The organism is Bifidobacterium avesanii, assembly GCF_009299475.1.
Lineage (GTDB): Bacteria > Actinomycetota > Actinomycetes > Actinomycetales > Bifidobacteriaceae > Bifidobacterium > Bifidobacterium avesanii.
The window spans coordinates 104,233-126,675 of the sequence record NZ_WBSN01000001.1; the positions used below are offsets into that span (position 1 = coordinate 104,233).

Genomic DNA, 22,443 nt, shown 5'->3' on the forward strand with positions numbered 1-22,443 from the left:
AAAGGAGGTGCAATCGTGATTGCACCTCCCATCCTAGCGACTGGCGAACCCTAGCGGATTCACTCGGCCTTGGCTTCGCCTTCGGCGGACTCGGCCGGGGCGGCTTCGGCGGCCGGGGCCTCGGTGCCCTGCTTGAGCAGGTCCTTCTCCCAGGCGGCCATCGGCTGCTCGGCGGTCTCGCCCTCGACCTTGGCGGCCTGGCCGGAGCGCTCGAGCAGGCCGTCGGCGACGGCGTCGGCGATCAGCGTGGTGAGCAGCTCGATGCCGCGGATGGCGTCGTCGTTGGCCGGGATCGGGTAGTCCACGGCCTCCGGGTCGGTGTTGGTGTCGACTAGGGCCACGACCGGGATGCCCAGCTTGTGGGCTTCCTCGACGGCCAGCGCCTCCTTGTTGATGTCCACGACGAACATCGCGGAGGGGGTGCGGTTCATGTTGCGGATGCCGCCCAGCTGCTTGGCCAGCTTGTCCTTCTCGCGCTTGAGGAGCAGCAGCTCCTTCTTGGTCAGGCCGGAGCCGTGCACGTCGGAGAAGTCCATCTCCTCGAGCTCCTTGAGGCGGGAGACGCGCTTGGAGACGGTCTGGAAGTTGGTCAGCATGCCGCCGAGCCAGCGCTCGGAGACGTACGGCATGTTCACGCGGGTGGCCTGGTTGGCGATGGCTTCCTGAGCCTGCTTCTTGGTGCCGACGAACAGCACGGTGCCGTTGTGCGCGACGGTGGCCTTGATGAAGTCGTAGGCCTTGTCGATCAGCTCAAGGGACTTGAACAGGTTGATGATGTGGATGCCGTTGCGCTCCATGAGGATGTACTGCTTCATCTTCGGGTTCCAGCGGCGAGTCTGGTGACCGAAGTGGACGCCGGCCTTGAGCATTTCGCTCATCGTAATCTGTGCCATAGCACTGCCTTTCTTGTCGGTTCTTGCCTGGCCATGCGCACCCGTATGCAGCCCTCCCGGGGGATGGCCGACCGACACGGGCCGTCGCGGACATGGCGCGATCTTGGCGTGTGCCGCTAGACGATAATGGGTGGCTCCGAACGCCTGCGACTGCGCTCTTCGCCGGGTTGGCACACAAATGGCCAGAATAGCACGACGCCCGGATCGGGCGCAATGGCCTTCCCCGGGCGTCGTGGCGGGTCCCCGTGAGGGCGACGGACGTCACTTGGCGTGGGCGCGCATGTAGCGCATCGCCTCGCGGCGCTCCTCCTTCTCCAGACGGTCCAGATAGACGTGGCCGATGAGGTGGTCGCACTCGTGCTGGAGCATGCGGCCCATGAGCCCGCGGCCCTCGAGCACCACGGTCTTGCCGTCGAGGTCGATGCCGCGCACACGCGCGTAGTCGGCGCGGCGGGTCTTGTACCACAGGCCGGGCACCGACAGGCAGCCCTCGTCGCCGTACTGCTCGCCGCTGGTCTCCTCGAGCACCGGGTTGAGCACGTAGCCGATTTTGCCCTCGATGTTGTAGGAGAACGCCCTCAGGCCCACGCCGATCTGGTTGGCGGACAGGCCTGCGCGGCCCGGGTCGTCCACGGTGTCGAGCAGGTCCTGCACGAGCCTGCGGACGGCTGGGGTGATGGTGGTGATTTCGTCGCACGGCGTGCGCAGCACCGGGTCCGGCACGACCCTGATCTCTCGGATGGCCACTTGTCGCTTACTCCTCGTGAGTCCCGTTGTGGGTTTCGTTGCGCCCTTCGGCCGGAGCGTCGTCCGTCTCGGCCGCGGACCCGTCCTCCCGGTCCTTGGGCTTCTTCATCTTCCCCTGCACGCTAGCAATCGAATCCGACACGTTGACGCGCGCCTGGTCGAGCGCCTGACGGACCATCGGGCTCATCGTCTCGGAGGCCTGGCGGACGGACTCGGAGACCTGCTGCACGGTTTCGGCCGTGCGGTCGATGATCTTCACCGTGGCCGGCGCGGGGCGGGCGGGGCCCTTGGGCGCGTAGATCTCGCCGTCGATCACGTCCGCGTAGCGCTGCAGCACCTTGGGACGCACCACCTTGAGGCTCGGCGTGAGCGTGCCGTCCCCCTGGTTGAACTCGTCGGTGAGGATCGCGAACTTGCGCACCGACTCGGCGCGCGACACGCCGGCGTTCGCCTTGTCGACATACTGCTGCACGAAGGCGCGCACGGCGTCGTTGTCCTTCGCCTGCTCGAGCGTCATGCTCCCGTCGAGGCCCTGCCCCTCGAGCCACGAGCGCAGCATGTCCGGCTCGAGCTCGATGAGCGCGGCCACGAACGGCCGGCCGTCGCCGATCACCACGGCGTGCTGCACGATCGGGCACGTGTCGATGATGTCCTCCATGGGCGCGGGGCTGATGTTCTTGCCGCCGGCGGTGATGATGATGTCCTTCTTGCGGCCGGTGATGAACACGAACCCGGCGTCGTCGATCATGCCGAGGTCCCCGGTCCTCAGCCACGTGTCGCCGTCCATGGCCTCGGCGGTCATTTCGGGGTTGCGGTAGTAGCCCATGAACACGTTGGGGCCGCACACCTCGAGCTCGCCGTCGTCCGCCACGCGCACGCCCATGCCCGGGCCGGGGCGGCCCACGGAGCCGACCTCGTTGGCGTCCTCCCAGTTGACGAGCATGGGGGCCGCCGTCTCCGTCATGCCGTAGCCCTGGATGAACGTGATGCCGTCCATGCCGTTGAAGAAGTGCGCGAGGTCGTTGTTGATCGGCGCGCCGCCGCAGGCGAGGAACCTGAGGTTCGGGCCGAGCGCCGAGCGCACCGAGGAGCCGACCGTGGACATGAAGAACGCGTGCTCGAGCCTCTGGACGACCGAGTGGCCGCGTCCGGCCTGCTCGGCCTCGCTCCAGGAGACGAAGTGGCGGAACGCCTTGGCGAACACGCGTCCCTTGAGGCCCGCGCCGGCCTTCTGCGAGGCGGCGTTGTACACCTTCTCGAACACGCGCGGCACGCCGAGCAGGTACGTGGGCTTGAAGCTCCTCAGGTCGGCGAGCAGGTGCTTGGCGCCGGGGATGTAGCCGATCACGCCGTGGCCGCCGATGGCCACGTACTGGATGTAGCGGGCGAAGCAGTGCGCCAGCGGCAGGAACAGCAGCAGGCGGTTGTCGTTGTAGAGCATGTTGGGCAGGATCTCGTAGCCGTTGAGCACGATGTGCGTGTAGTTGCGGTTCGAGAGCATCGCGCCCTTGGGCCGGCCGGTGGAGCCGGACGTGTAGACGATGGTGAGCAGGTCGTCGGCCTTCACGCCGGCGACGGCCGCGTCCAGATCGGCGTCGGAGACGGACCGGCCGAAGTCGGCGACCGCGTCGAGCCCGTCGGCCTTGAAGTTGAACACGTACTTGAGGGGACTGGCCTCGTCGTCGCGGATCTGCTCGAGCGCCTGGGAGTGCTCGAAGTCGCCGGCGAAGGCCACCACGGGCTCCACCTCGGCGATGATGTTGGCCGACTGCCTGATCGAATCGGTCTCGTAGATCGGCACGAGCACGGCGCCCACCGCGGCGCACGCGAAGTCCACGACGCCCCACTCGTAGCAGGTGGGCGAGTACACGATCACGCGCTCGCCCTTCACGGCGCCCACCGCGATGAGGCCCTTGGCCACCTCGCGCACCCGGGCGAGCATCTCGCCCGCGGTCACGTCGTGCCATTGGCGCGTCTCGTCGTCCTGCCACTGGGCGATCAGGTCGCCGGGGTCGCGCGCGGCCCTGCGGTCGAGCAGCGAAAAGACGGTGTCGTCGTCCGTCGTGGAGTACTTGATCGGTTCGATATTCTCCTTGCGCATGCTCCCACTATAATTCAGCCCAGGTCAAGCGTGGTGCACAGCCACCGGCCTCCCACGTAGTCGAATACGACGGTGGACCAGTAGTCGGTGCGCCCCACGTTCAGGCGCACCCACGCCTCGACGTGGTCGGCGCTGCGCACCACGGCGTCCACGCCCTTCGCCTCGACGGGCAGGCTCAGCGTGCGCCGCTTGAGCTCGGGATGCCGCTGCAGGTGCGACCTGTACAGCAGCGCCATGGTGCCGAGCTTGCGCACGGTCTGCATGGTGGCGGCGCGCACGAGCTTGTCGGCGTCGAGCCGCCCGCGCACGATCTCCATCGCGCGGCAGGCCAGCTGCGCGGCCGCCGCGGCCAGCCCGATGCCGTCCCGCCGGCTCATGTCGCGCGCCACGTAGCGCCGCACGCGCACGGGGATCGGCTCCCCCTGCGGCGTGAGGTTCACGTCCACCTCAAACGAATCCGAAACGCCGTCCATCGCATTGCCGTCCATGATGCTTCCTTGCCCTTCTCCCGGCGGGCCTTCGGTGGCCCTCCTACCCTGAGCTCTACATCATGCGCGGGGCGCGGTCAAATCGCGCTGCGGATGTGCATAACCCGCGTCGCGGTGGACAACTCCCCCGCAACGCGGAAAGGCTCCCCTTCGGGGAGCCTTTCGCAGGGGGCCTTCGCGGCGGGGCGCCGAACTCAGCGGGACGCGTTCGGGGTGACGACCATGCCGCAGCGCTGGAAGTTCTTCACGTCCACGTAGCCGGTGGACGCCATCGCGCGACGCAGGGCGCCGATGAAGTTCACGCGGCCGTCGGCCTGGTGGCTCGGCCCGAACAGGATCTGCTCGAGCGGCGCCACGGTGCCCACGTTGGCGCGGTAGCCGCGCGGCAGGGTCTGGTGGCGGGCCTCGGAGCCCCAGTGCATGCCCTTGCCGGGCGCCTCGGTGGCGCGGGCCAGCGGCGCGCCGAGCATGACGGCGTCGGCGCCGAGGGCGAACGCCTTGACGAAGTTGCCGGACTCGCCCATGCCGCCGTCGGCGATGACCTGCACGTAGCGGCCGCCGGACTCGTCCATGTAGTCGCGGCGGGCCTCGGCCACGTCGGCGATGGCGGTGGCCATCGGGGCGTGCACGCCGATCGTGGTGCGCGTGGCGGAGACGGCGCCGCCGCCGAAGCCGACCAGCACGCCGGCCGCGCCCGTGCGCATGAGGTGCAGGGCGGCGGTGTAGTTGGCCGCGCCGCCGACGATCACCGGCACGTCGAGGTCGTAGATGAACTTCTTGAGGTTGAGCGGCTCGTGGGTCTGCGAGACGTGCTCGGCGGACACGGCGGTGCCGCGGATGACGAACAGGTCGACGCCGGCGTCCACCACGGTCGAGTAGAACTGCTGGGTGCGCTGCGGGGACAGGGCGCCGGCCACGGTCACGCCCGCGTCGCGGATCTCGTGCAGGCGCTGGGTGATGAGCTCGGGCTTGACCGGTTCGGCGTAGATGCGCTGGATGCGCTCGATCGCCTTGTCGCCGTCGAGCGACGCGATCTCGTCGAGCAGCGGCTGCGGATCCTCGTAGCGGGTCCACAGGCCCTCGAGGTCGAGCACGCCGAGGCCGCCGAGCCTGCCCATCGCGATGGCGGTGGCGGGGCTCGTCACGGAGTCCATGGGGGCGGCGATCACCGGGATGTCGAACTCGTAGGCGTCCACCTGCCACGATGTGGACACGTCCTGGGGATCGCGCGTCCTGCGGGAGGGGACGATGGCGACATCGTCCAGAGAGTAGCCGAGACGGGCCTTTTTGCCCAAACCGATTTCAATTTCCTGAGACATGGCTACTAGGCTAATGCCGCCTTGCGACCAGCGTGTTCCAACGACGTAACCCATTGGAGACATTCGGTCTGGTAATGCTGTGGATGAATACGCCCCACGAATGACGAGGAGGATCGCATGGGCAAGATCAAGGTCGAAGGAACCGTCGTCGAGCTTGACGGCGACGAGATGACGCGCGTGATCTGGAAGGACATCAAGGACAAGCTCATCCTGCCCTACCTCGACGTGAACCTCGACTACTACGATCTGGGCATCGAGAACCGCGACGCCACCGACGACCAGGTGACCATCGATTCGGCCAGGGCCATCCAGAAGTACCACGTGGGCGTCAAGTGCGCCACCATCACGCCGGACGAGGCCCGCGTCAAGGAGTTCGGCCTCAAGAAGATGTGGAAGTCCCCCAACGGCACCATCCGCAACATCCTTGGCGGCACCATCTTCCGCGAGCCGATCGTCATCTCCAACATCCCGCGTCTGGTGCCCGGATGGACCAAGCCGATCGTCGTGGCCCGCCACGCGTTCGGAGACCAGTACAAGGCCACCGACTTCAAGGTTCCGGGCGCCGGTCGCCTGACCGTCACCTTCACCCCCGCGGACGGCTCCGAGCCGATCCAGCACGTCGTCTACGACTACGGCGAGGACGGCGGCGTGGCGCAGGTGCAGTACAACGTCAACGACTCCATCCGCGGCTTCGCGCGCGCCTGCTTCAACTACGGCCTCATGCGCCACTACCCGGTGTACCTGTCCACCAAGAACACCATCCTCAAGGCGTACGACGGCCAGTTCAAGGACATCTTCGCCGAGGTGTTCGAAACCGAGTACAAGGACCGCTTCGCCGCCGAGGGCCTGACCTACGAGCACCGCCTCATCGACGACATGGTCGCCAGCTCCCTCAAGTGGCACGGCGGCTACATCTGGGCCTGCAAGAACTACGACGGCGACGTGCAGTCCGACTCCGTGGCGCAGGGCTTCGGCTCGCTCGGCCTCATGACCTCCGTGCTCATGACCCCGGACGGCCAGACCGTGGAGGCCGAGGCCGCCCACGGCACCGTGACCCGCCACTACCGCAAGTGGCAGAAGGGCGAGAAGACCTCCACGAACCCGATCGCCTCGATCTTCGCGTGGACCGGCGGTCTCAAGCACCGCGCGGACCTCGACGGCACCCCGGAGGTCCGTCACTTCGCGGAGACGCTGGAGAAGACCATCATCTCGACCGTCGAGGGCGGCCAGATGACCAAGGACCTCGCCATGCTCGTCGGCCCCGACCAGCCGTGGCTCGACACCGAGGGCTTCATGAACGCCCTCGAGGAGAACCTCGCCAAGGCCCTCGCCGCGTGACGGACGCGCGGCTGGCGGGCGATCGCCGGAGCCTGACGCGATTTGTCATCCTCCGGCGACTGCCAGGGAGCCGTCAGAAAGCCGTCAGAGAGGCGCCATTGAGGCCACGCCAGAAATGACCCCCGTTTGACGGCTTCCAGCACGCTGTGCATTGCACCGCACTCTGTGACTATGCGCAGTGCAGTGTGCGGTCACAGCGCGTGGCCACAGTGCACAGTCACAGTGCATGATCCCGGGTACGGTCCCGGCGTGGTTCCGGATGTGGTCCCGGATGTGGTCCCGGGTTCCGTACTCCGTCCACCGCCATACAGTGCGCACGGTCCCGTCCTGCATTCCCCGCCCATTCCATGCCGCAGATCATCCCCCGTCGCCGGAATTCCCTCCGGAGGCGGGGATGTGTTTTTTGAGGCTGGTGACAATGTGGGCACATTGGGCCCACGCTGTGCCCACATTGTCACCAGCCTCCAGAAACCTCATCTTCCTTTCACCTCCCGTCTTTCTCATCTTCCCCCGTTTTCCCGTCTCCCCCGTCTTCCGTCTTTTCGCTTCCCCACTCTCCTAGTCCCTCCACACACATCCTCCCCGGTCGCCACCGCGCCAGTTCGGCGGCGACCGGTAGTAAGGTTGAACCGTATTGTCATTGGCCCGAGGACTGTGTGAGGTGCGATTCGTGAAAACGGCGAAGGCGATGAGACGGCTGGGAACCCATCTGGTCGCGGTGTTGTCGGCCCTCGCTGTGTCGGTCTCGCTGTCCGCGTGCGCGTTCGGGCAGCCGGATCCCTCCGTCGAAACCACCTCCCCGTCCGTCGACGCGACAGCGAGCACGACCGCGGCGGCGACCGGCTCCGTGGCCATCTTCGTGCCGTCGGACGGCCTGACGCTCAGCCAGAGCACGCCGACCAACAAGTGGGCTGCCCTCTCCAAGGACATCCAGCAGGCGGTCAACGCGCAGAACGCCGCCGCGAGCGTGAAGTCCACCGCATCGGGCGACCTCGCCGCGCAAAGCCAGGCCGTGCAGGACTACGTGGTCAACGCGCTGAACGGCAAGGACGCCGGTAAGACGGACCCCGCCTCGACCACGCTCATCGTCGCGCCGGTGTCCAACCCCGACGCGATCACCCGCCAGTACGGCGACTACGTGCGCCGGGACGTGACGTGGAGCGAGCAGACCACCGGGGAGACGGACGCGGCGAAGACCCGCCGCACGGCCGGCGAACGGCTCGTGGCCGCGTTGAAGCTGGCGAAGGAGTCGGGCATGCACGTGGTGCTCGTCTCCAACCAGCTGCAGGGATTCACGCCGGACCTGTTCGTGGCGTTCGGCACCGCGCACGAGATCGGGCGCATCCAGGCGGCGCAGCTGGTGAGCAAGCTCGAGCTGGACCGCACCAGCGCGGACAACCCCAAATACATCGAGGTGCTGCTGCCCTACGCGGGCAAGCTCAAGGACGGCACGGAAGCCGACCCCACGTTCGCCTCGGAGGCGTTCGCCGGCATCTGGGAGGTGCTCGGCTCCTACTTCCGCGACGGCCGCGCGGTGAGCCCCTCGCGGTATCTGGGCGCGTCGTCGAGCGTGGATTCGTGGCGGTCGCTCGCGTTCGACCCGAGCGCCACGGACGGCGTGAAGAACGAATTGACCGGGCGGCTCGGCATGAAGAACTCGTCGAAGCACCAGCGCATCGACGGCATCCTCGCCATGAACGACTACGTGGCCTCACAGGTCGTGACCACGCTCACCGATCTGGGCTACACCGGCTCCGCGGCGGACATCAACCCGGAGATCAGCATCTCCGACATCGTCGGCAGCTTCGCCGGCAAGGTGGATCTCCAGCGCGGCGGCGTGCCCGATCCTCGCGTGGCCCCCACCAACGACCCGACCGCCAGCCCGTCGGCCAATTCGGGCATCACCCTGCCGTTCGCGGGCTCGTCCTCCACGGACGTCGAGGACGATACGGACTGGCCCATTGTGACCGGCTACGGCGCCTACGTGGACACGATCCCGCAGATCGTCAACGGCAAGCAGTGGATGACGGCCCTCGGCAACCGCAAGGACACCGCGACCACGCTCGCCAAGGCGGTCGCCGCCCTCAACGCCGGCAAGGACGCGGCCGCCGAAGTGGAGGGCGTCTCCGCGCAGAACTACGGCGGCGAGGCGACCGACAACGCGGCGCAGGTGCCGACCATCGCCAAGGACCAGCTGCCCGTCGCCGCCTCGAACCTCAAGGCCATGCTCATCGATCCGGGCTACATCACGCCCGCCGACGCCGGCCTGTGAACTGAATGCATTGGATCCGCTCAATCCACGGCCTCCACGCAGCGGATTGAGCGAAATCAGTGCGCTGAACCGGTTTTCGCACCCGTAAAACACTGGATCCGCTCAATCCACAACGATGAAGGTGCGGATTGAGCGGATCCAGTGCAGTGCGAAGACATCGCGCGGAGAGACGCGCAAAGACCGGTCACCGCTTGCCGGCGTAGATCACGTTGTCGATGAGGTCCCGGTAGCGCTCGGTGATGGCCTCGCGACGCGCCTTGAGGCTCGGCGTGACCATGCCGTTCGCCTCGTTGAGGTCGTCGGTCAGGATCTCGAACTTGCGGATCGACTCGGCGCGGGACACCTGGCCGTTCGCGGCGTCCACCGCGCGCTCCACCTCGGAGCGGACGATCGGGTTGGCGGCGGCCTCGGCGAGGTCCTTCACCTCGGGCGCGCCCTTGAACTTGAGCCATGCGTTCGTCTCGGCCAAATCCAGCGCCACGAGCGCGGCCACGAACGGCTTGCGGTCACCGATCACCACGCACTGGTTGACCACCGGCGAGGTCATGACGGCCACCTCCAGCTCCGCGGGCGAGACGTTCTTGCCGCCGGCGGTGATGATGAGGTCCTTCTTGCGCCCGGTGATGGAGACGAACCCGTCCTCGTCGATGTCGCCCAGATCGCCGGTGTGCAACCAGCCGTCCACGATCTGCTGCGTGGTGATCTCGGGATGGTTGTGGTAGCCCACGCACACGCTCGGGCTCTTGATGCACAGCTCGCCGTCCTCCGCCACGCCGAAGGTCACGCCCTGCATGGGCAGGCCGATCGTGCCGATCTTGTATCCGGAGGTGGGGTTCACGCTGGCGGGCGCGCAGGTTTCGGTCATGCCGTAGCCCTCGAGCAGCGGCAGGCCCACGCCGTTGAAGAAGTGCGCGATGGACGAGTCGAGCGGCGCGCCGCCGGAGACCGCGTACTCCACGTGGCCGCCGAACACGCCCATGATGGTCGAGTACACGAGCCTGTCGTACACCGCGTGCTTGAGGGACAGGGCGAACGGGATGCCGTCGCCGGACTGCTGGGCGTGCGACCATGCGCGCGCGGTCGCGGCGGCGTCGGCGAACAGGCGGCCCTTGAACCCGGTGCCGGCCTTCTGCGAGGCGGCGTTGTAGATCTTCTCGAAGATGCGCGGCACGGCGAGCACGAACGTGGGCTTGAACGCGCCGAAGTCCGCGAGGATGGTCTTGAGGTTGCTCGACAGGCCGAGCGTGACGTTGCCCGCGAAGCAGAAGTACTGCATGTAGCGCGCGAACACGTGCGCCAGCGGCAGGAAGAGCAGCAGGCGGCGGTTGGGCTTCATGGCGATGTCCGGCATGGAGCGGATGCCCGAGTAGGTGATGAACACGAAGCTGCCGTGGCTGAGCTCCACGCCCTTCGGGGTGCCGGTGGAGCCGGACGTGTACACGATCGTGGCGAGGTCGGAGCCGCGCACGGCCTTTTCGCGCTCGTAGAACTCCGCGTCGCCGACACCCCTGCCGAAGGTCTCGAGCGTGTCCAGCGCGCCGAGCTCGATCACGTACACGTCGCCCAGATCAGTGACCTGGTCGCGCACGGATTCGATCTTGTCGCGCTGCATGTCGTTCTCCGCGAACGCCATCTTCACGTTCGAGTCGTTGAAGATCATGCGCACCTGCGCGGCGGAGTTGGTCTCGTACACCGGCACGGTGAGCGCGCCGATGGACATGATGGCCATGTCGAGCGCCGTCCACTCCCAGCGCGTGTGCGAGATGACGGCCACCGCGTCGCCCGGCTGGATGCCGCGCGCGATGAGGCCCTTGGCCAGCGCGATCACCTTGTCGCGAAACTCGACCGCCGTGAACGAGCGCCACACGCCGGAGTCGTCCTTGTATTCGACGAGCGAATCCTGCGGGGCGCGGTTGGCGCGTTCCGCGAGGATCTCGAAAATGTTCTTGTCGTAGTCGATGGGTTCCGGCTGCGGACGCGTGAATTCCTTCTGCATGTGCTCTCGTCTCCTCGTACGGTAACAGTTCCGGATTCTACCGTGAAGCGTTCGTAATTCAACGGACGCGCGCCGATGTGGTCGATTTGACGGCTTTGGTCGATGTGAGCGCGATGCGGTGATTGGAGGCGAGCAGCGCGGGGTCGCGGTAGGACTCCTCCCCGTCCCGCACGCCCCAGTGCAGGCACCGGCCGTCGCAATGGTCGCTGGAACCCGACACCGCGGCGAACGGCTCTCCCCCGGACACCGTCGCGCCGACCGACAGCGTGGTGGTCGCCGGCTCGAACGTGGACGTGAGCCGCCCGTGGCGCACGCTCACCGCGTCCTTGCCGCCGACTTTGCCGACGAACGCGACCGTGCCCGCCGCCGGCGCGAGGATGGCGTCGCCGGACGCGGCTTCCAGATCCACGCCGCGGTGGCCGGCGAACCACGGCTGCGGCGGGGCCTTGAACGGTTCGAGCACGGTGGGTTTGGCCGTTCCCGGTTGCGGTTTCAGCGGCCAGACCATGGACGCCCGGCATCCGGCGGATTGCGCGGGCCGTGCGCCCAGCGTCTCCCCGGCTCGAGTCGTCTCCGCGGCGTCGAATGCACTGGCCGTCAGCGCGCCACCCGCGCCGACGGCCGCCATCAGGGCGCACAGCAGCGCCAACGCCAGCCGCCACGCCACCGTCCACGCGCGCCCATTCCGTTCGTGCCGCTCCCTTCGCATTCGTTCCTCGAACCGCCTTCTGCGGCGTCGCTCCGCACTGCCGTCACGACTCATGTCAATCCCCCGCTCGATTCGTCCGTCCGTCTCCGGCGTCCATCGCCGTCGACCTTCGCACCGCACGCAGTCACCGCGCCCGATGCGCCTTCAGTCTCGCGCATCCGCGAACGCGGGTCCATTTGGAGAAAGCCTGTGGTCGAACGTTGGCGTGTCGCGCATTGTCGGCCGTGTCATTCGCGAGAAGAGTGAAAAACAAGAAACCCCAACGGTTTTCGCTGGGGTTTCGTCTGGCTCCTGCGGCTGGGCTTGAACCAGCGACCGTCCGATTAACAGTCGGATGCTCTGCCAACTGAGCTACGCAGGAATATTCAATTATCAGCCGGAGCTGAGCTCCTGCGGCTGGGCTTGAACCAGCGACCGTCCGATTAACAGTCGGATGCTCTGCCAACTGAGCTACGCAGGAATGGCTTCCGTGCAGTGGATTTCTCCAGCGCACAAGACAGATACTTTACAACGGAATTCGCAAAACACAAATCAGGCGTGTCGTTCGGCATGTCCCGCGGCATTGCAACGTTTTCAAGTTCCTCAGGCGCGAGAGTGAATGCTGCACCATCCGCACAGTGTGCAGCACTTTTCGGGTTCAGCAAGCACCTATCTGCATAGTGTGCAGCATTCGAACCGCCGCTTCTCCCACTCCTGCGCCCAAAATCCGCCGCTTCGCAACACGTCCCCACATCGTCTTGCCGGCATGCTGCCGCACACTATGCGGATAGACGTCCCCCGCCTGCCGAATCCGCTGCACACTATGCGGAAACCCCGCGTAACGGCATCCGGCCCATCACGCAAAACGGTCCGACCCGCGGAGCACAAACCGCGGACCGGACCGTCCTCTCCCTACGATTCCCCACGACGGGGCTCAGGCAACCCTCAGCCCTGCCGCGCGGCGATCTCGTCGATGCGCTTGAGCTCGTCGTCGGAGAACGCGGTGTTCTTCAGGGCGCCGATGTTGTCGAGGATCTGCTGCGGCTTGGAGGCGCCGATGAGCACGCTGGTGACCTTGCCGTCGTGCAGGAGCCAGGCGAGGGCCATTTCGGCGAGGGTCTGGCCGCGGTCGGCGGCGATGGCGTTGAGCTCGCGGATCTGCTCGACGCGCGCGTCGGTCAGGTCGCTGCGGTGCAGGAAGCGGCCGTCGGCGGCGATGCGGCTGTCGGCGGGCACGCCGTTGAGGTAGCGGTCGGTGAGCAGGCCCTGCGCGAGCGGGCAGAACGTGATGAGGCCCTTGCCGATGCGGTTCGCGGTCTCCTTGAGGCCGTTGCGTTCCACGGTGCGGTCGAGGATGTTGTACTTGTTCTGGTTGATGACGAACGGCACATGCAGCTCGTCCAGAATGGCGGCGGCCTTCTCCATGGTGGGGCCGTCGTAGTTGGACAGACCCACGTACAAGGCCTTGCCGGAGCGGACGGCCTGGGCGAGGGCGCCCATGGTCTCCTCGAGCGGGGTTTCCGGGTCGGGGCGGTGGTGGTAGAAGATGTCCACGTATTCGAGGCCGAGGCGCTTGAGGCTCTGGTCGAGGCTGGCGAGCAGGTACTTGCGGCTGCCGAGGTCGCCATAGGGGCCGGCCCACATCTCGTAGCCGGCCTTGGTGCTGATGATGAGCTCGTCGCGGTGGGCGGCGAAGTACTCCTTCAGGATGCGGCCGACGTTCTTCTCCGCGGCGCCCGGTTCGGGACCATAGTTGTTGGCGAGGTCGAAGTGGGTGATGCCGTTGTCGAACGCGGTGAAGAGCAGCTGCTTCATCTGCTCGTACGGGTTGTGGTCGCCGAAGTTGTGCCAGGTGCCGAGGCTCACGGCCGGCAGTTTCAGGCCGCTGGCGCCGCAGCGGTTGTAGGTCATGTCGCTGTATCGGGTGGCGGCCGGCTGGTACGGCGTGGTGGGTTCGAACATGCGTTCTCCTTCGTTGGATGGGTTCGTTGGTGGATCGTTCTGTGGTTATGATCGTCGCACTTCAAGTACACTTGAAGTCAAATTAGTTTCGGCTTCGGAAAGGCGGGCGTGTCATGGCAGTAGAAGAGACGACGTACACCATCCGCGAGGTGGCACGGAGATTCCACATGCAGCCCTCCACGCTGCGCTACTACGAGGATTCGGGCCTGCTCACCAACGTGGGGCGCACGGAAACCGGTCAGCGCCTCTACCGGGACTGCCATATCAACCGGCTGCGCACCATCTGCTGCTTCAAGCACGCGGGCATGAGCATCGAGGAACTCAAGCGGTTCTTCTCGTTCGAGTCGGACGAGGAGGGCCACATCGATGAGATCATGACGCTGCTTGAGGCCCGGCGCGCGGCCATCGAGGAGCAGGAGCGGCTGCTCGCCGAGGCGCACGCGCACATCCTGCGCAAACTGCACTACTACGGAGACATCCGCTCCGCCGCGGCGGCCGGCGAACCGCGCCCGGACTGGGCCGACTACCGGCACGCCGTGTTCGAGGACTGACGGCCGGGCGCGGACCGAGCGCCTACAGGCTGCGGGCGGCCTCGACCACCCAGCGCATGCGCTCCCAGTCGAGCTTCGCGTCCACCGTGCAGTCGCCGCCGAGGATCAGCCCGCGTTTGCCGTGGTCGAGGATGAGGTCGCGCGTGTATGCCCGCACCTCGTCCTTGGTCCCGTCGTAGATCACGCCGCGGTGCCCGTTGCCGTCCCAGTGCGTCTCGAAGCCGCCCATGCAGGATTTGCCACCGAAGAACGAGCGTCCCTCGATGAGGTCGAGCCCCTCCACGAACACGGCCCAGTTCATGGTCCGCGCCGGGTAGTCCTTCCACAGTTCGAGCCGGTTGCGGTTGCCGCCCCAGCCGCACATGTGCAGGATGTTGTTCTCCGAGAACCGGTTGGCGTGCTCGAGCACGTACAGGTCGCTCGGCGCGATCCACGTGCGGTACTCGCGCTCGGTGAAGCGGTCGTATTCGCCGCCCTGCACGCAGTAGTACACGCCGTCGCATCCGGCCTCGCGGATGAGCAGTTCGGTGAGCAGCGCGTTCGATTGGGCGATCGCGTCCATCGCGCGCATCACGCCGATAGGATCCTCCTTCAAGTACCGCGTGGCCTCCGGCGAGGACTGCCCGTACGGCTCCAGCGAGAACCGGAACGACGAGAACGGCTGGAACACGTTGTAGAACACGCAGCGTTCGCCGCCGATCGCCTCCACGATGGCCTTCGCCCGCTCCACCTGTCCGCGGATCCACGGGTCGTCGGCGCTCAGGGGCCTGATCTCGTCCCATGCCCGTCGTTCGACGATGTCGCGGGCCACGGGATACGCGAAGAACCCGTCGCACATGATCTTGACGAAGTCCAGATCCGTTTGCCGGTAGAAGTCGAGATGCGCCTTGACGTTGGCCTCGCCCTCGCTGTGCTCCCGGTCGAAGTGGAACCAGAAGCCGACCGGCACGTGGTCGACCGGCTCGTTGTGCATCGCGTGCAGCATGCGCTCGCGCTTGGTCATGGGCGCAACCGCGGCGGATTGCATGGTCATGGGTGTTGTCCTCCTTGATGTGACGACGTTGTCGGTGGTTGACAGTTTAGGCGGTCGCGGCCTGCTCGCGCAGTCGGCGACGCTCATGTTGGACTTCGGGATCGGCCAGCGGGGCACTGAGGATAAGCTTGCGCGCATAATCCGTGGTCGGATGGACGAAGACGGATTCGACGGGCCCGTACTCGACCTCCTGCCCGTGCTGGAGCACGACGACTTTGTGGCAGAAGCTCGCCACCAGCGGCAGATCATGACTCACGAACAGGCAAGCGAACCCAAGGTCCCGCTGCAATTCACGGAAGAGGGCAATCACGTCCTTCTGCACGGACACGTCCAGCGCCGAGGTGGGCTCGTCCGCGATCAGCAGCTCGGGATTGAGCGCGATGGCACGGGCAATGGACACGCGCTGGCGCTGACCGCCGGAGATCTCACTCGGATAGCGGGTGGCCATGTCGCGGGTCAGATGCACGCGGTCCATCAGCTCCTCGGCTTTGGCGAGCGCATCACCGCGAGGTACGCCCAAGGCGTATATCAGCGGCTCGGCGATGCTTTGCGCCAACGTCTGTCGTGGGTCAAGCGACCCCATGGGGCTTTGGAAGATCACGCCGATCTTGTGGCGCGTCTTGGTTTGTTCGCGTCTGCGCTGCTTGAGGTATTCCACGCCGTCGACCATCACCGTGCCGCCGGTCTGCTGCGCCAGACCGAGCACGCAGCGCACGATGGTGGACTTGCCGGAGCCGGACTCCCCCACCAACGCCAGCACCTCGTGGTGATTGATGTCGAAGGACACGCCATGAACCACGTCGGGAGTGCGGGGCGCGTAGCTCACGCTGAGGTTCTCGACCTTAAGCACCGGCTGCTCGTCCGAAGCTGCGGGCGCGGGTGCCGACGTGGCGCCCGTCGCCGATACGACGGCAGCGGCATGGTCGGATCCCAATGAGCCGCCCAGCAGAGGAGTCTTGGGAACGGCGTCCAGAAGTTCGCGCGTGTAATCGTTCTGCGGGTAATGGAACAGCCGCACCGTTTCGCCCGCCTCCACCAGAGCGCCGTTGCGCACGACGACCACCTGATCGGCGATATCCGCCACCACGCCCATGTCATGAGTGATGATGAGCACGCCGACGCCCTCCGACCGGCTGATCTGATGGAGCAGATCGAGGATGCCCTGCTGTACTGTCACGTCGAGCGCGGTGGTCGGTTCGTCGGCGAGCAGGATTCGGGGCCTGCCCGCGAGCGCGATCGCAATGAGAATGCGCTGCTGCTGGCCGCCGGACAGCTGGTGCGGATACTTGCGGCGCAGCGTATCAGGCTCCGGCAGTTCGACGGATTTGAGCAGGTCGATCACACGCGCGGTCACGGTCGCCTTGTCCGCCTTGGGATCGTTGACCCTCACGGCTTCGGCGATCTGCTCTCCCACGGTGAACACGGGGTCGAGACTGTCGAGCGGATCCTGAAAGATCATCGACACCTGGCGACCGCGGATTTTCCGGATTTCCGGGGACAGATAGCTGACGTCCAGCGGCTTGCCATCCAGCTTCACATCACCCGACACCACGGCGTTGCGCGGTAGCAGGCCAAGCAGGGACATCGCGGACACCGACTTGCCCGATCCGGATTCGCCCACGATGGCCACGACTTCGCCCTTGTGGACGGTGAACGAGAAGTCCCTGACCGCGTGCACGGTTTCCTTGCCCGTGAAGGTCACGGCGAGGTGATTGACTTCCAGCACGGTCTCCGCATTCTCCAGTTTGCCGTCGCTCATGACCGTTCCTTTCCCTCAAACTGGGACAGCGCATATTCGGGATGTTCGGCCAGCAGGCGGTCAAGGGCGACAATGCCTTGCGCGTATATGCCGAAAACCGTGGACACTTCGTCTACGGACATCCATTCGTCCGGGCTGTGGCATCCGCCTTTCCCTTCCGGAATGAACGTCGGTGGATTCGCTATGAGCCCCTTTGCCCTCAGCTCATCTCGGTTTTGGCCGAATCCCGGCCCATAATTGAGCGCACCGGGAATCACCCTTGCATGGGTGCCTCCTCCCATGCAGATCGTCGTGCCCCGCACTCCAAGAACTGTATTGTAATTATCAAGCAGCACCTGCACCCGGGGATCATCGGCCGGGACAAAATAGGGCGGAAAGTCATGGAAGCCCGTAATTTCGCCATTCCGACCGGCAAACGTGGCGATCAGGGCTTTGCGGATGTCTTCCGAACGCTGGGTGACCGCATAACGAATGTCGATGCCGAGTTCCAAACGGTCATCGGCTGGAACGATTGTTCCTATGCTCGCGGTCGTAGCTCCGGACGCTTCATCTTCATAGGCGACGCCGAGTCCTTGCGCGGATGACGCCCATCGACGTAATTCACCGGCAAAGACGTTCGCGTCGCCGCTCAGCAATCCCGATTCGAACAAGGCGTCCGCCAGCACCGCGATGGCATTGATGGCGTTTTCGGGGAACGCGGCATGTCCCGCCGAGCCGATCGCGTTGACCGTCACGCCATCCGGTGTCGGTTCAACCTCCAGCTTTCCGCCAAAACCCGGCACATGTCTCCGGAGCGTTTCCCCTGCCGTCGCCGGATCAACGCCGCGAAGTGTGATCGACGCCTCGCCGGGAATGGAATTCGACGTGGTACCGACCTTGAAACCGACGAACGCCTCCGGCACCGTAATGCTGACGGTGACGCCAAGCGATCCCTTTTGCGCATTGTTGACGGGGAACGGACCGTCAGTGATCACCGCCTGAAAAGGTACACCGTGGGACGCGACGAATTGCCGCATGTCGTCTAGCCCAGTTTCCTCGGCACCGCCATAGAGGATGCGAAGGTCATGTGCAAATTCGATGCCCTGTTCACGGTAGAACTTCAGCAGGTAGAAATCTGCTAGAGCCGCTCTTTTGTTGTCGTCGGCTCCGCGACCCACTATGTAGCCATCGCGCTCATACGGTTGAAACGGCTCCGAATCCCAGCCTTCACCGGCCGGCACGACATCCAGATGGGAGACCAGGGCGATATCCTTCCGCTTCGGGTCATCCTTAGCGAGGCCCTTGCCGTACTCGACGCCGATCGCATACCCCTCGTAGTCGTGTGATTCAAAACCACATCGGGCTGCTTCGGCACGAACATGGTTGAACATGTCCGCCACGCCTTTGCCATAGGGGGCACCGGGCTTGCCTTCCCATACTTTGGAGACGGAGGGGAATTCCACCCATTGCAGCAAGTCGCTGATGTATTCGTCGCGATGATCGTTGAACCAACGAACCGCTTGTTGTGCGAGAGTCGTCATTGTGCTTAATCTTCCTTGTTGTGAGTTGTCCGAGTTCACGCGCCGGCTTGCACGGCGTCAGTCTGCTTCGCGGTCGGTTTCCACGTGCTCGGCGGATCAATGTCGCGAATATGCGGCTTATTGGGCGTTACGGCGCGGGACAATGCTTCGCCGATGAAATTCACCGACAGCACCAAGCAGATGATCGCGGCGCCCGGGGGAACCCACAGCCACGGCTCGCTCGATAGGATGCGCAGGCTCTGCGCTTGGGACAGCATGTTGCCCCAGCTGGAATTCGGCTGCGAGACACCGAGTCCGAGGAAGCTCATCGATGCTTCGGAGAGAACAGCCCACGTGACGGCGAGCGTGGCATTCACAAGGATGACGGGGTAGCAATTGCGGACCAGATGCTTGATGATGATGTGCCAGGCCGGCAGACCCAACGCTCTGGTGTACAGCACGAATTCGGATTCCCGCAGGGAGAGCACTTCCGCACGCACCAAACGGCACAGGCCGGTCCATCCAAGGAATCCGATGATGAACACGACGTTCCAGATATTCGCCCCCAAAAGGGAGGCCAGCGTGATGGCGATCGGATAGAACGGGAAGCATTGGAAGATCTCGGTGATACGCATGATGAACGAGTCGGCCCATCCTCCCGCATAACCCGCCACGGCGCCCAAAATCGTACCGACGACGACCTGCACGAACACCGCCGCCACACCAACCAGCATGGACATGCGGCCTCCGTCAAGCAAACGGGCCAGCACGTCTCGTCCGAGCGCATCGGTGCCAAGCCAGTGCGCGGCGTTGGGGGCCGCCTCCATGCTTTTCAGGTCGATGTCATTGGGATGATACGGCAGGAGCAGCGGACCGAAGACACAGAGAACGACGATCAGGGAAACCATCGACGCACCCACAATGAACATGGGCGTTTTCACCGCAGCGGCGAAACCGACCGCCTTTTTCTTTGAAACGCTCTGTTGTTCGCTCATTGTCAGGCCTTTCCACTCAGACGGATGCGGGGATCCACGATGGTGTACAGCACATCGGCCAACAGGTTGCCGAGCAGTGTCACCAATGCCAGCATCATGACGATGCCCATGAGTAACGGATAATCCCTGCTGATCGCCGCGTTGTAGCTCAGCAGTCCAATACCCGGCCACGAAAATATGGTTTCGGTGATCACCGCGCCGGAAAGAACCGACGGGATTTGCAGACAGAGAATGGTGATGATGGGCTTTGCGGCGTTTTTGAAGATGTGTGAGAAGATCACCTTGCGGCGGTTCAGGCCTTTGGCGAACAACGGCGCGACGAATCCCGCAGAGAGAAGATTGCCGGCCGAGGATCGGATGTACCTGTTGTATGAGACGAACTCTCCAAGCATCAGCACGATTGCCGGCATGATCATATGCCGCAGTATGTCGAGAATGGCCTGACCACCGACATACCCTGCTCCGGCGGTTACGATTCCGGAACTCGGCAAAAGCCGGAGATCAATGGAGAATACCTTCAACAGGATCATCGCGAAGAAGAATCCGGGAATGGACACGATGCCGAAGTTCACGACGGTCAGCACCGTGTCCGAGACCTTGCCCTGACGGATCGCCGCATAGAAGCCGAACGGGACAGCCAGAGCGATCGCGATTACAGCCGCCACCAAAGCGAGGAACACCGTGTTGCCGATACGCTGTCCGATCAGAAAGCTGACTTTGGATCCCAACTGGATGGAATAGCCGAAGTCACCGGTCAATGCCCGTCCCAGCCATTTGACGTACTGCAGTGGCAGCGGGTCGTAATAACCGAGCTTGCGCATGACTTCCTCCCTCACGTCCGGCGGCGTGTCGGGATCAAGCATGGAAGCATAGGGGTTGCCAGGCTGAAGATGGACGATCGCGAAGACGATCACCGAAATGCCAAACAACACAACGACGGCGATCATCAATCTTTTCAACAGATATCGGAACATGGTGTTCTCTACTTCCGGTAGGCGTTTACTTCTTCAACGTCCATTGGTTGGACGTCAGGAAGGTCTCATAGGGGTATGGGTCGAATCCGTCGACGCCCTTCACCACGAAGCCCTTGTCGGCGACGTACAGCCACACGTTGGTGGCCGCCTCGTTCTGCGCCCTCAGATAGTTGGATGCGGATTCGCCGAAGGACTTCAGATCGGTACCGGTCACGGCAGGCCCCTGACCTGTCCAATGGGACCAGAAATCATTGGCACCATATTGCAACAGACGGTAGGTCGACCCCATGAACGCCCCATCGAACTGCTGGTTTTCATCAAGCAGCTTGGACAGCAGCGAGTTGAAGTCGACGCTTGCCAAAGATGCGTCGATGCCAATCGCCTGATAGTTCTTCTGCAGGATCGGTGCGACAAGGCTGTTGAGCTTGCTGTTGGTGGAGTATTCGATCTTGAAGGTGAATTTCTCACCGTCCTTGTCAAGAATGCCGTCGCCGTCGGTATCCGTCCAGCCGGCCTCCTTTAGCAGCTCCTTGGCCTTTTCCGGATCATACTTGTATTCGTTGAGATCCTTCGGATAATTCGGATCCTCGGGATTGGCGATGGCGTTCGTCGCTTTGGCGTGGCCGTAGAGCACCGAGTCAATGATGCTCTGACGATCGGCCGCATAGACCAGAGCCTGACGCACTTTGACATCCTTCAGACGCGGATTCGTGGTGTCAAGTCCCATGTAGGAGCCACCGCTGCCGGGCAGCTGCACAATCTCAGCACCGGCATCCTTGTAGGCCTGAATCTGGGAGGGATTCCAATCGGAGACATCGGCAATATTAACTTCTCCATTGGTGAGCGCCGCCTGCAGGTTTTCGGAATTGATCACCTTGAAAATCAGATTCTTGATCTTCGGGGCACCGCCAAAGTAATCGGGATTGGCTTCAAGCGATACGTACTGTCCGTCCGCGAATTCCTTGAACTTGTACGGACCGGTGCCGACAGGCTTGCGGAGCACATCCACGTCGGTCTTCCACTGCTTGATCGGCACCTTCTCCCAGATATGCTTGGCGAAGATCGGATAGTCGACCAATTGGCTGAACATGGCCGGATAGGGGGTTTCAAAGTCGAACTCCACCGTGTACTTGTCAAGGGCTTTCACACCGGGGAAATCCTTGGTTTTTCCTTCGTGGAAGTCTTTGTATCCCTTGAGGTAGCTGACGAATTTCTGTCCGCCGCTGGGATAATCGGGATCGGCATTGGCGGTGTAGTTGTATACGACATCGTCCGCGGTGAAGGGCTCGCCATCATGCCACTTCACATCTTGTCGCAGTTTGAAAGTGACCGTCTTTCCATCTTCGGATTGGGTCCACGATTCGGCCAGCTCCGGCTGAAATTCCTGATTCTTGTCAACATGAACTAACCGGCTATATACGTTGAAAATGATTGCGCGGTCATAGTCCGTACCATACAGCGAGGGATTAAAAATACCATTGGGGTTCTGCGAAAGCGCATAGGTGATCGTATCACCTCCCCCGGTTGAGCCGGTGGCATTGGGATCTCCGACGCCACATGCCGCCGCAGTACAGATCAGCGCTGCGGAAATGACCGTTGCAAAAGCTTTCTTGACCGCTCTCATGATGTTCTCCATGTGTTTGGATCTCTCTTCGTGCCTCGCGAACATCGCTGGGCCGAAATGTCGTCTCTCGGCATCATCATCGATGCCGGTTTCGCCATCACCTCCTTGTAGTTGCCATGCTATGTGTGAAAAATCGTTGCTACTGATTTTTCCTATGCGAGTTGCTTTGAGAGTTATTCGTTTTCATCGATTCGGGAAACAACG

The 22,443-nt window shown here is 64.0% G+C and carries 17 protein-coding genes and 2 tRNA genes; 3 read left to right on the top strand and 16 right to left on the bottom strand.

Annotated features, from left to right (window positions below; translation table 11 throughout):
• Positions 1-59: 59 nt before the first annotated feature.
• The 5 genes from rpsB to DSM100685_RS00550 form a co-directional block, all read right to left on the bottom strand.
• Positions 60-893: a 30S ribosomal protein S2 gene (gene rpsB, locus DSM100685_RS00530; protein WP_152349424.1), complete on the bottom strand. Its 834-nt coding sequence runs from the start codon at positions 891-893 to the stop codon at positions 60-62.
• 261 nt (positions 894-1,154) lie between these two features.
• A complete protein-coding gene (locus DSM100685_RS00535) occupies positions 1,155-1,640 on the bottom strand; it encodes a peptide deformylase (RefSeq protein WP_152349425.1) in 486 nt (161 codons plus the stop codon).
• 7 nt (positions 1,641-1,647) lie between these two features.
• Positions 1,648-3,741, bottom strand: a complete 2,094-nt coding sequence (locus tag DSM100685_RS00540; RefSeq protein WP_152349426.1) for an AMP-dependent synthetase/ligase — start codon at positions 3,739-3,741, stop codon at positions 1,648-1,650.
• 14 nt (positions 3,742-3,755) lie between these two features.
• On the bottom strand, positions 3,756-4,229 hold the full coding sequence (locus DSM100685_RS00545; protein ID WP_152349427.1) for an Rv3235 family protein: 474 nt from the start codon (positions 4,227-4,229) through the stop codon (positions 3,756-3,758).
• 194 nt (positions 4,230-4,423) lie between these two features.
• Entirely contained in the window at positions 4,424-5,548 is a 1,125-nt protein-coding gene (locus tag DSM100685_RS00550; RefSeq protein ID WP_152349428.1) for a GuaB3 family IMP dehydrogenase-related protein, read from the bottom strand.
• Positions 5,549-5,665: 117 nt separating this feature from the next.
• Here DSM100685_RS00550 and DSM100685_RS00555 point away from each other — a divergent pair, with 117 nt between their 5' ends.
• Positions 5,666-6,886 carry an NADP-dependent isocitrate dehydrogenase gene (locus DSM100685_RS00555; RefSeq protein ID WP_152349429.1) on the top strand — a complete coding sequence of 407 codons (1,221 nt, stop codon included), beginning with the start codon at positions 5,666-5,668 and terminating at the stop codon, positions 6,884-6,886.
• A 688-nt stretch (positions 6,887-7,574) separates the two neighbouring features.
• Entirely contained in the window at positions 7,575-9,158 is a 1,584-nt protein-coding gene (locus DSM100685_RS00560; RefSeq protein WP_152349430.1) for a substrate-binding domain-containing protein, read from the top strand.
• 184 nt (positions 9,159-9,342) lie between these two features.
• Here the strand turns inward: DSM100685_RS00560 and DSM100685_RS00565 are convergent, their stop codons facing one another.
• The 5 genes from DSM100685_RS00565 to DSM100685_RS00585 all read right to left on the bottom strand — a co-directional run bounded on the left by DSM100685_RS00565 (position 9,343) and on the right by DSM100685_RS00585 (position 13,804).
• Entirely contained in the window at positions 9,343-11,154 is a 1,812-nt protein-coding gene (locus DSM100685_RS00565; RefSeq protein WP_152349431.1) for an AMP-dependent synthetase/ligase, read from the bottom strand.
• Positions 11,155-11,212: 58 nt separating this feature from the next.
• A complete protein-coding gene (locus DSM100685_RS00570; protein ID WP_163200760.1) occupies positions 11,213-11,863 on the bottom strand; it encodes a M23 family metallopeptidase in 651 nt (216 codons plus the stop codon).
• A 285-nt stretch (positions 11,864-12,148) separates the two neighbouring features.
• Positions 12,149-12,224, bottom strand: a tRNA-Asn gene (locus DSM100685_RS00575).
• 26 nt (positions 12,225-12,250) lie between these two features.
• Positions 12,251-12,323 (bottom strand) — tRNA-Asn (locus DSM100685_RS00580).
• Positions 12,324-12,787: 464 nt separating this feature from the next.
• Positions 12,788-13,804: an aldo/keto reductase gene (locus tag DSM100685_RS00585; protein ID WP_152349433.1), complete on the bottom strand. Its 1,017-nt coding sequence runs from the start codon at positions 13,802-13,804 to the stop codon at positions 12,788-12,790.
• Positions 13,805-13,917: 113 nt separating this feature from the next.
• Here DSM100685_RS00585 and DSM100685_RS00590 point away from each other — a divergent pair, with 113 nt between their 5' ends.
• On the top strand, positions 13,918-14,355 hold the full coding sequence (locus DSM100685_RS00590) for a MerR family transcriptional regulator (protein ID WP_152349434.1): 438 nt from the start codon (positions 13,918-13,920) through the stop codon (positions 14,353-14,355).
• A 22-nt stretch (positions 14,356-14,377) separates the two neighbouring features.
• Here the strand turns inward: DSM100685_RS00590 and DSM100685_RS00595 are convergent, their stop codons facing one another.
• Genes DSM100685_RS00595 through DSM100685_RS00620 form a run of 6 tightly spaced genes read right to left on the bottom strand, consistent with a single transcriptional unit; the run spans position 14,378 to position 22,239 of the window.
• Positions 14,378-15,388, bottom strand: coding sequence for a uroporphyrinogen decarboxylase family protein (locus tag DSM100685_RS00595; RefSeq protein ID WP_204314176.1), 1,011 nt, complete (start codon positions 15,386-15,388; stop codon positions 14,378-14,380).
• A 46-nt stretch (positions 15,389-15,434) separates the two neighbouring features.
• Positions 15,435-17,147: a dipeptide ABC transporter ATP-binding protein gene (locus tag DSM100685_RS00600; protein WP_152349435.1), complete on the bottom strand. Its 1,713-nt coding sequence runs from the start codon at positions 17,145-17,147 to the stop codon at positions 15,435-15,437.
• On the bottom strand, positions 17,144-18,667 hold the full coding sequence (locus DSM100685_RS00605) for a Sapep family Mn(2+)-dependent dipeptidase (RefSeq protein WP_152349436.1): 1,524 nt from the start codon (positions 18,665-18,667) through the stop codon (positions 17,144-17,146). The genes DSM100685_RS00600 and DSM100685_RS00605 overlap by 4 nt, the downstream gene beginning before the upstream one ends.
• A 35-nt stretch (positions 18,668-18,702) precedes the next feature.
• Positions 18,703-19,641, bottom strand: coding sequence for an ABC transporter permease (locus DSM100685_RS00610; protein ID WP_152349437.1), 939 nt, complete (start codon positions 19,639-19,641; stop codon positions 18,703-18,705).
• A 2-nt stretch (positions 19,642-19,643) separates the two neighbouring features.
• Complete coding sequence (locus DSM100685_RS00615) at positions 19,644-20,615, bottom strand: ABC transporter permease (RefSeq protein WP_152349438.1); 972 nt, start codon at positions 20,613-20,615, stop codon at positions 19,644-19,646.
• Positions 20,616-20,640: 25 nt separating this feature from the next.
• A complete protein-coding gene (locus DSM100685_RS00620) occupies positions 20,641-22,239 on the bottom strand; it encodes an ABC transporter substrate-binding protein (protein WP_163200762.1) in 1,599 nt (532 codons plus the stop codon).
• Positions 22,240-22,443 lie beyond the last annotated feature (204 nt).

What these genes read in the sequence shown, in the direction of transcription:
- DSM100685_RS00605 (WP_152349436.1), bottom strand. Translation starts at nt 18,667, where the DNA reads ATGACGACTCTCGCACAACAAGCGGTTCGTTGGTTCAACGATCATCGC.
- DSM100685_RS00585 (WP_152349433.1), bottom strand. Translation starts at nt 13,804, where the DNA reads ATGTTCGAACCCACCACGCCGTACCAGCCGGCCGCCACCCGATACAGC.
- rpsB (WP_152349424.1), bottom strand. Translation starts at nt 893, where the DNA reads ATGGCACAGATTACGATGAGCGAAATGCTCAAGGCCGGCGTCCACTTC.
- DSM100685_RS00620 (WP_163200762.1), bottom strand. Translation starts at nt 22,239, where the DNA reads ATGAGAGCGGTCAAGAAAGCTTTTGCAACGGTCATTTCCGCAGCGCTG.
- DSM100685_RS00540 (WP_152349426.1), bottom strand. Translation starts at nt 3,741, where the DNA reads ATGCGCAAGGAGAATATCGAACCGATCAAGTACTCCACGACGGACGAC.
- DSM100685_RS00555 (WP_152349429.1), top strand. Translation starts at nt 5,666, where the DNA reads ATGGGCAAGATCAAGGTCGAAGGAACCGTCGTCGAGCTTGACGGCGAC.
- DSM100685_RS00550 (WP_152349428.1), bottom strand. Translation starts at nt 5,548, where the DNA reads ATGTCTCAGGAAATTGAAATCGGTTTGGGCAAAAAGGCCCGTCTCGGC.
- DSM100685_RS00615 (WP_152349438.1), bottom strand. Translation starts at nt 20,615, where the DNA reads ATGTTCCGATATCTGTTGAAAAGATTGATGATCGCCGTCGTTGTGTTG.
- DSM100685_RS00610 (WP_152349437.1), bottom strand. Translation starts at nt 19,641, where the DNA reads ATGAGCGAACAACAGAGCGTTTCAAAGAAAAAGGCGGTCGGTTTCGCC.
- DSM100685_RS00565 (WP_152349431.1), bottom strand. Translation starts at nt 11,154, where the DNA reads ATGCAGAAGGAATTCACGCGTCCGCAGCCGGAACCCATCGACTACGAC.
- DSM100685_RS00570 (WP_163200760.1), bottom strand. Translation starts at nt 11,863, where the DNA reads ATGCGAAGGGAGCGGCACGAACGGAATGGGCGCGCGTGGACGGTGGCG.
- DSM100685_RS00545 (WP_152349427.1), bottom strand. Translation starts at nt 4,229, where the DNA reads ATGGACGGCAATGCGATGGACGGCGTTTCGGATTCGTTTGAGGTGGAC.
- DSM100685_RS00595 (WP_204314176.1), bottom strand. Translation starts at nt 15,388, where the DNA reads ATGACCATGCAATCCGCCGCGGTTGCGCCCATGACCAAGCGCGAGCGC.
- DSM100685_RS00560 (WP_152349430.1), top strand. Translation starts at nt 7,575, where the DNA reads ATGAGACGGCTGGGAACCCATCTGGTCGCGGTGTTGTCGGCCCTCGCT.
- DSM100685_RS00590 (WP_152349434.1), top strand. Translation starts at nt 13,918, where the DNA reads ATGGCAGTAGAAGAGACGACGTACACCATCCGCGAGGTGGCACGGAGA.
- DSM100685_RS00600 (WP_152349435.1), bottom strand. Translation starts at nt 17,147, where the DNA reads ATGAGCGACGGCAAACTGGAGAATGCGGAGACCGTGCTGGAAGTCAAT.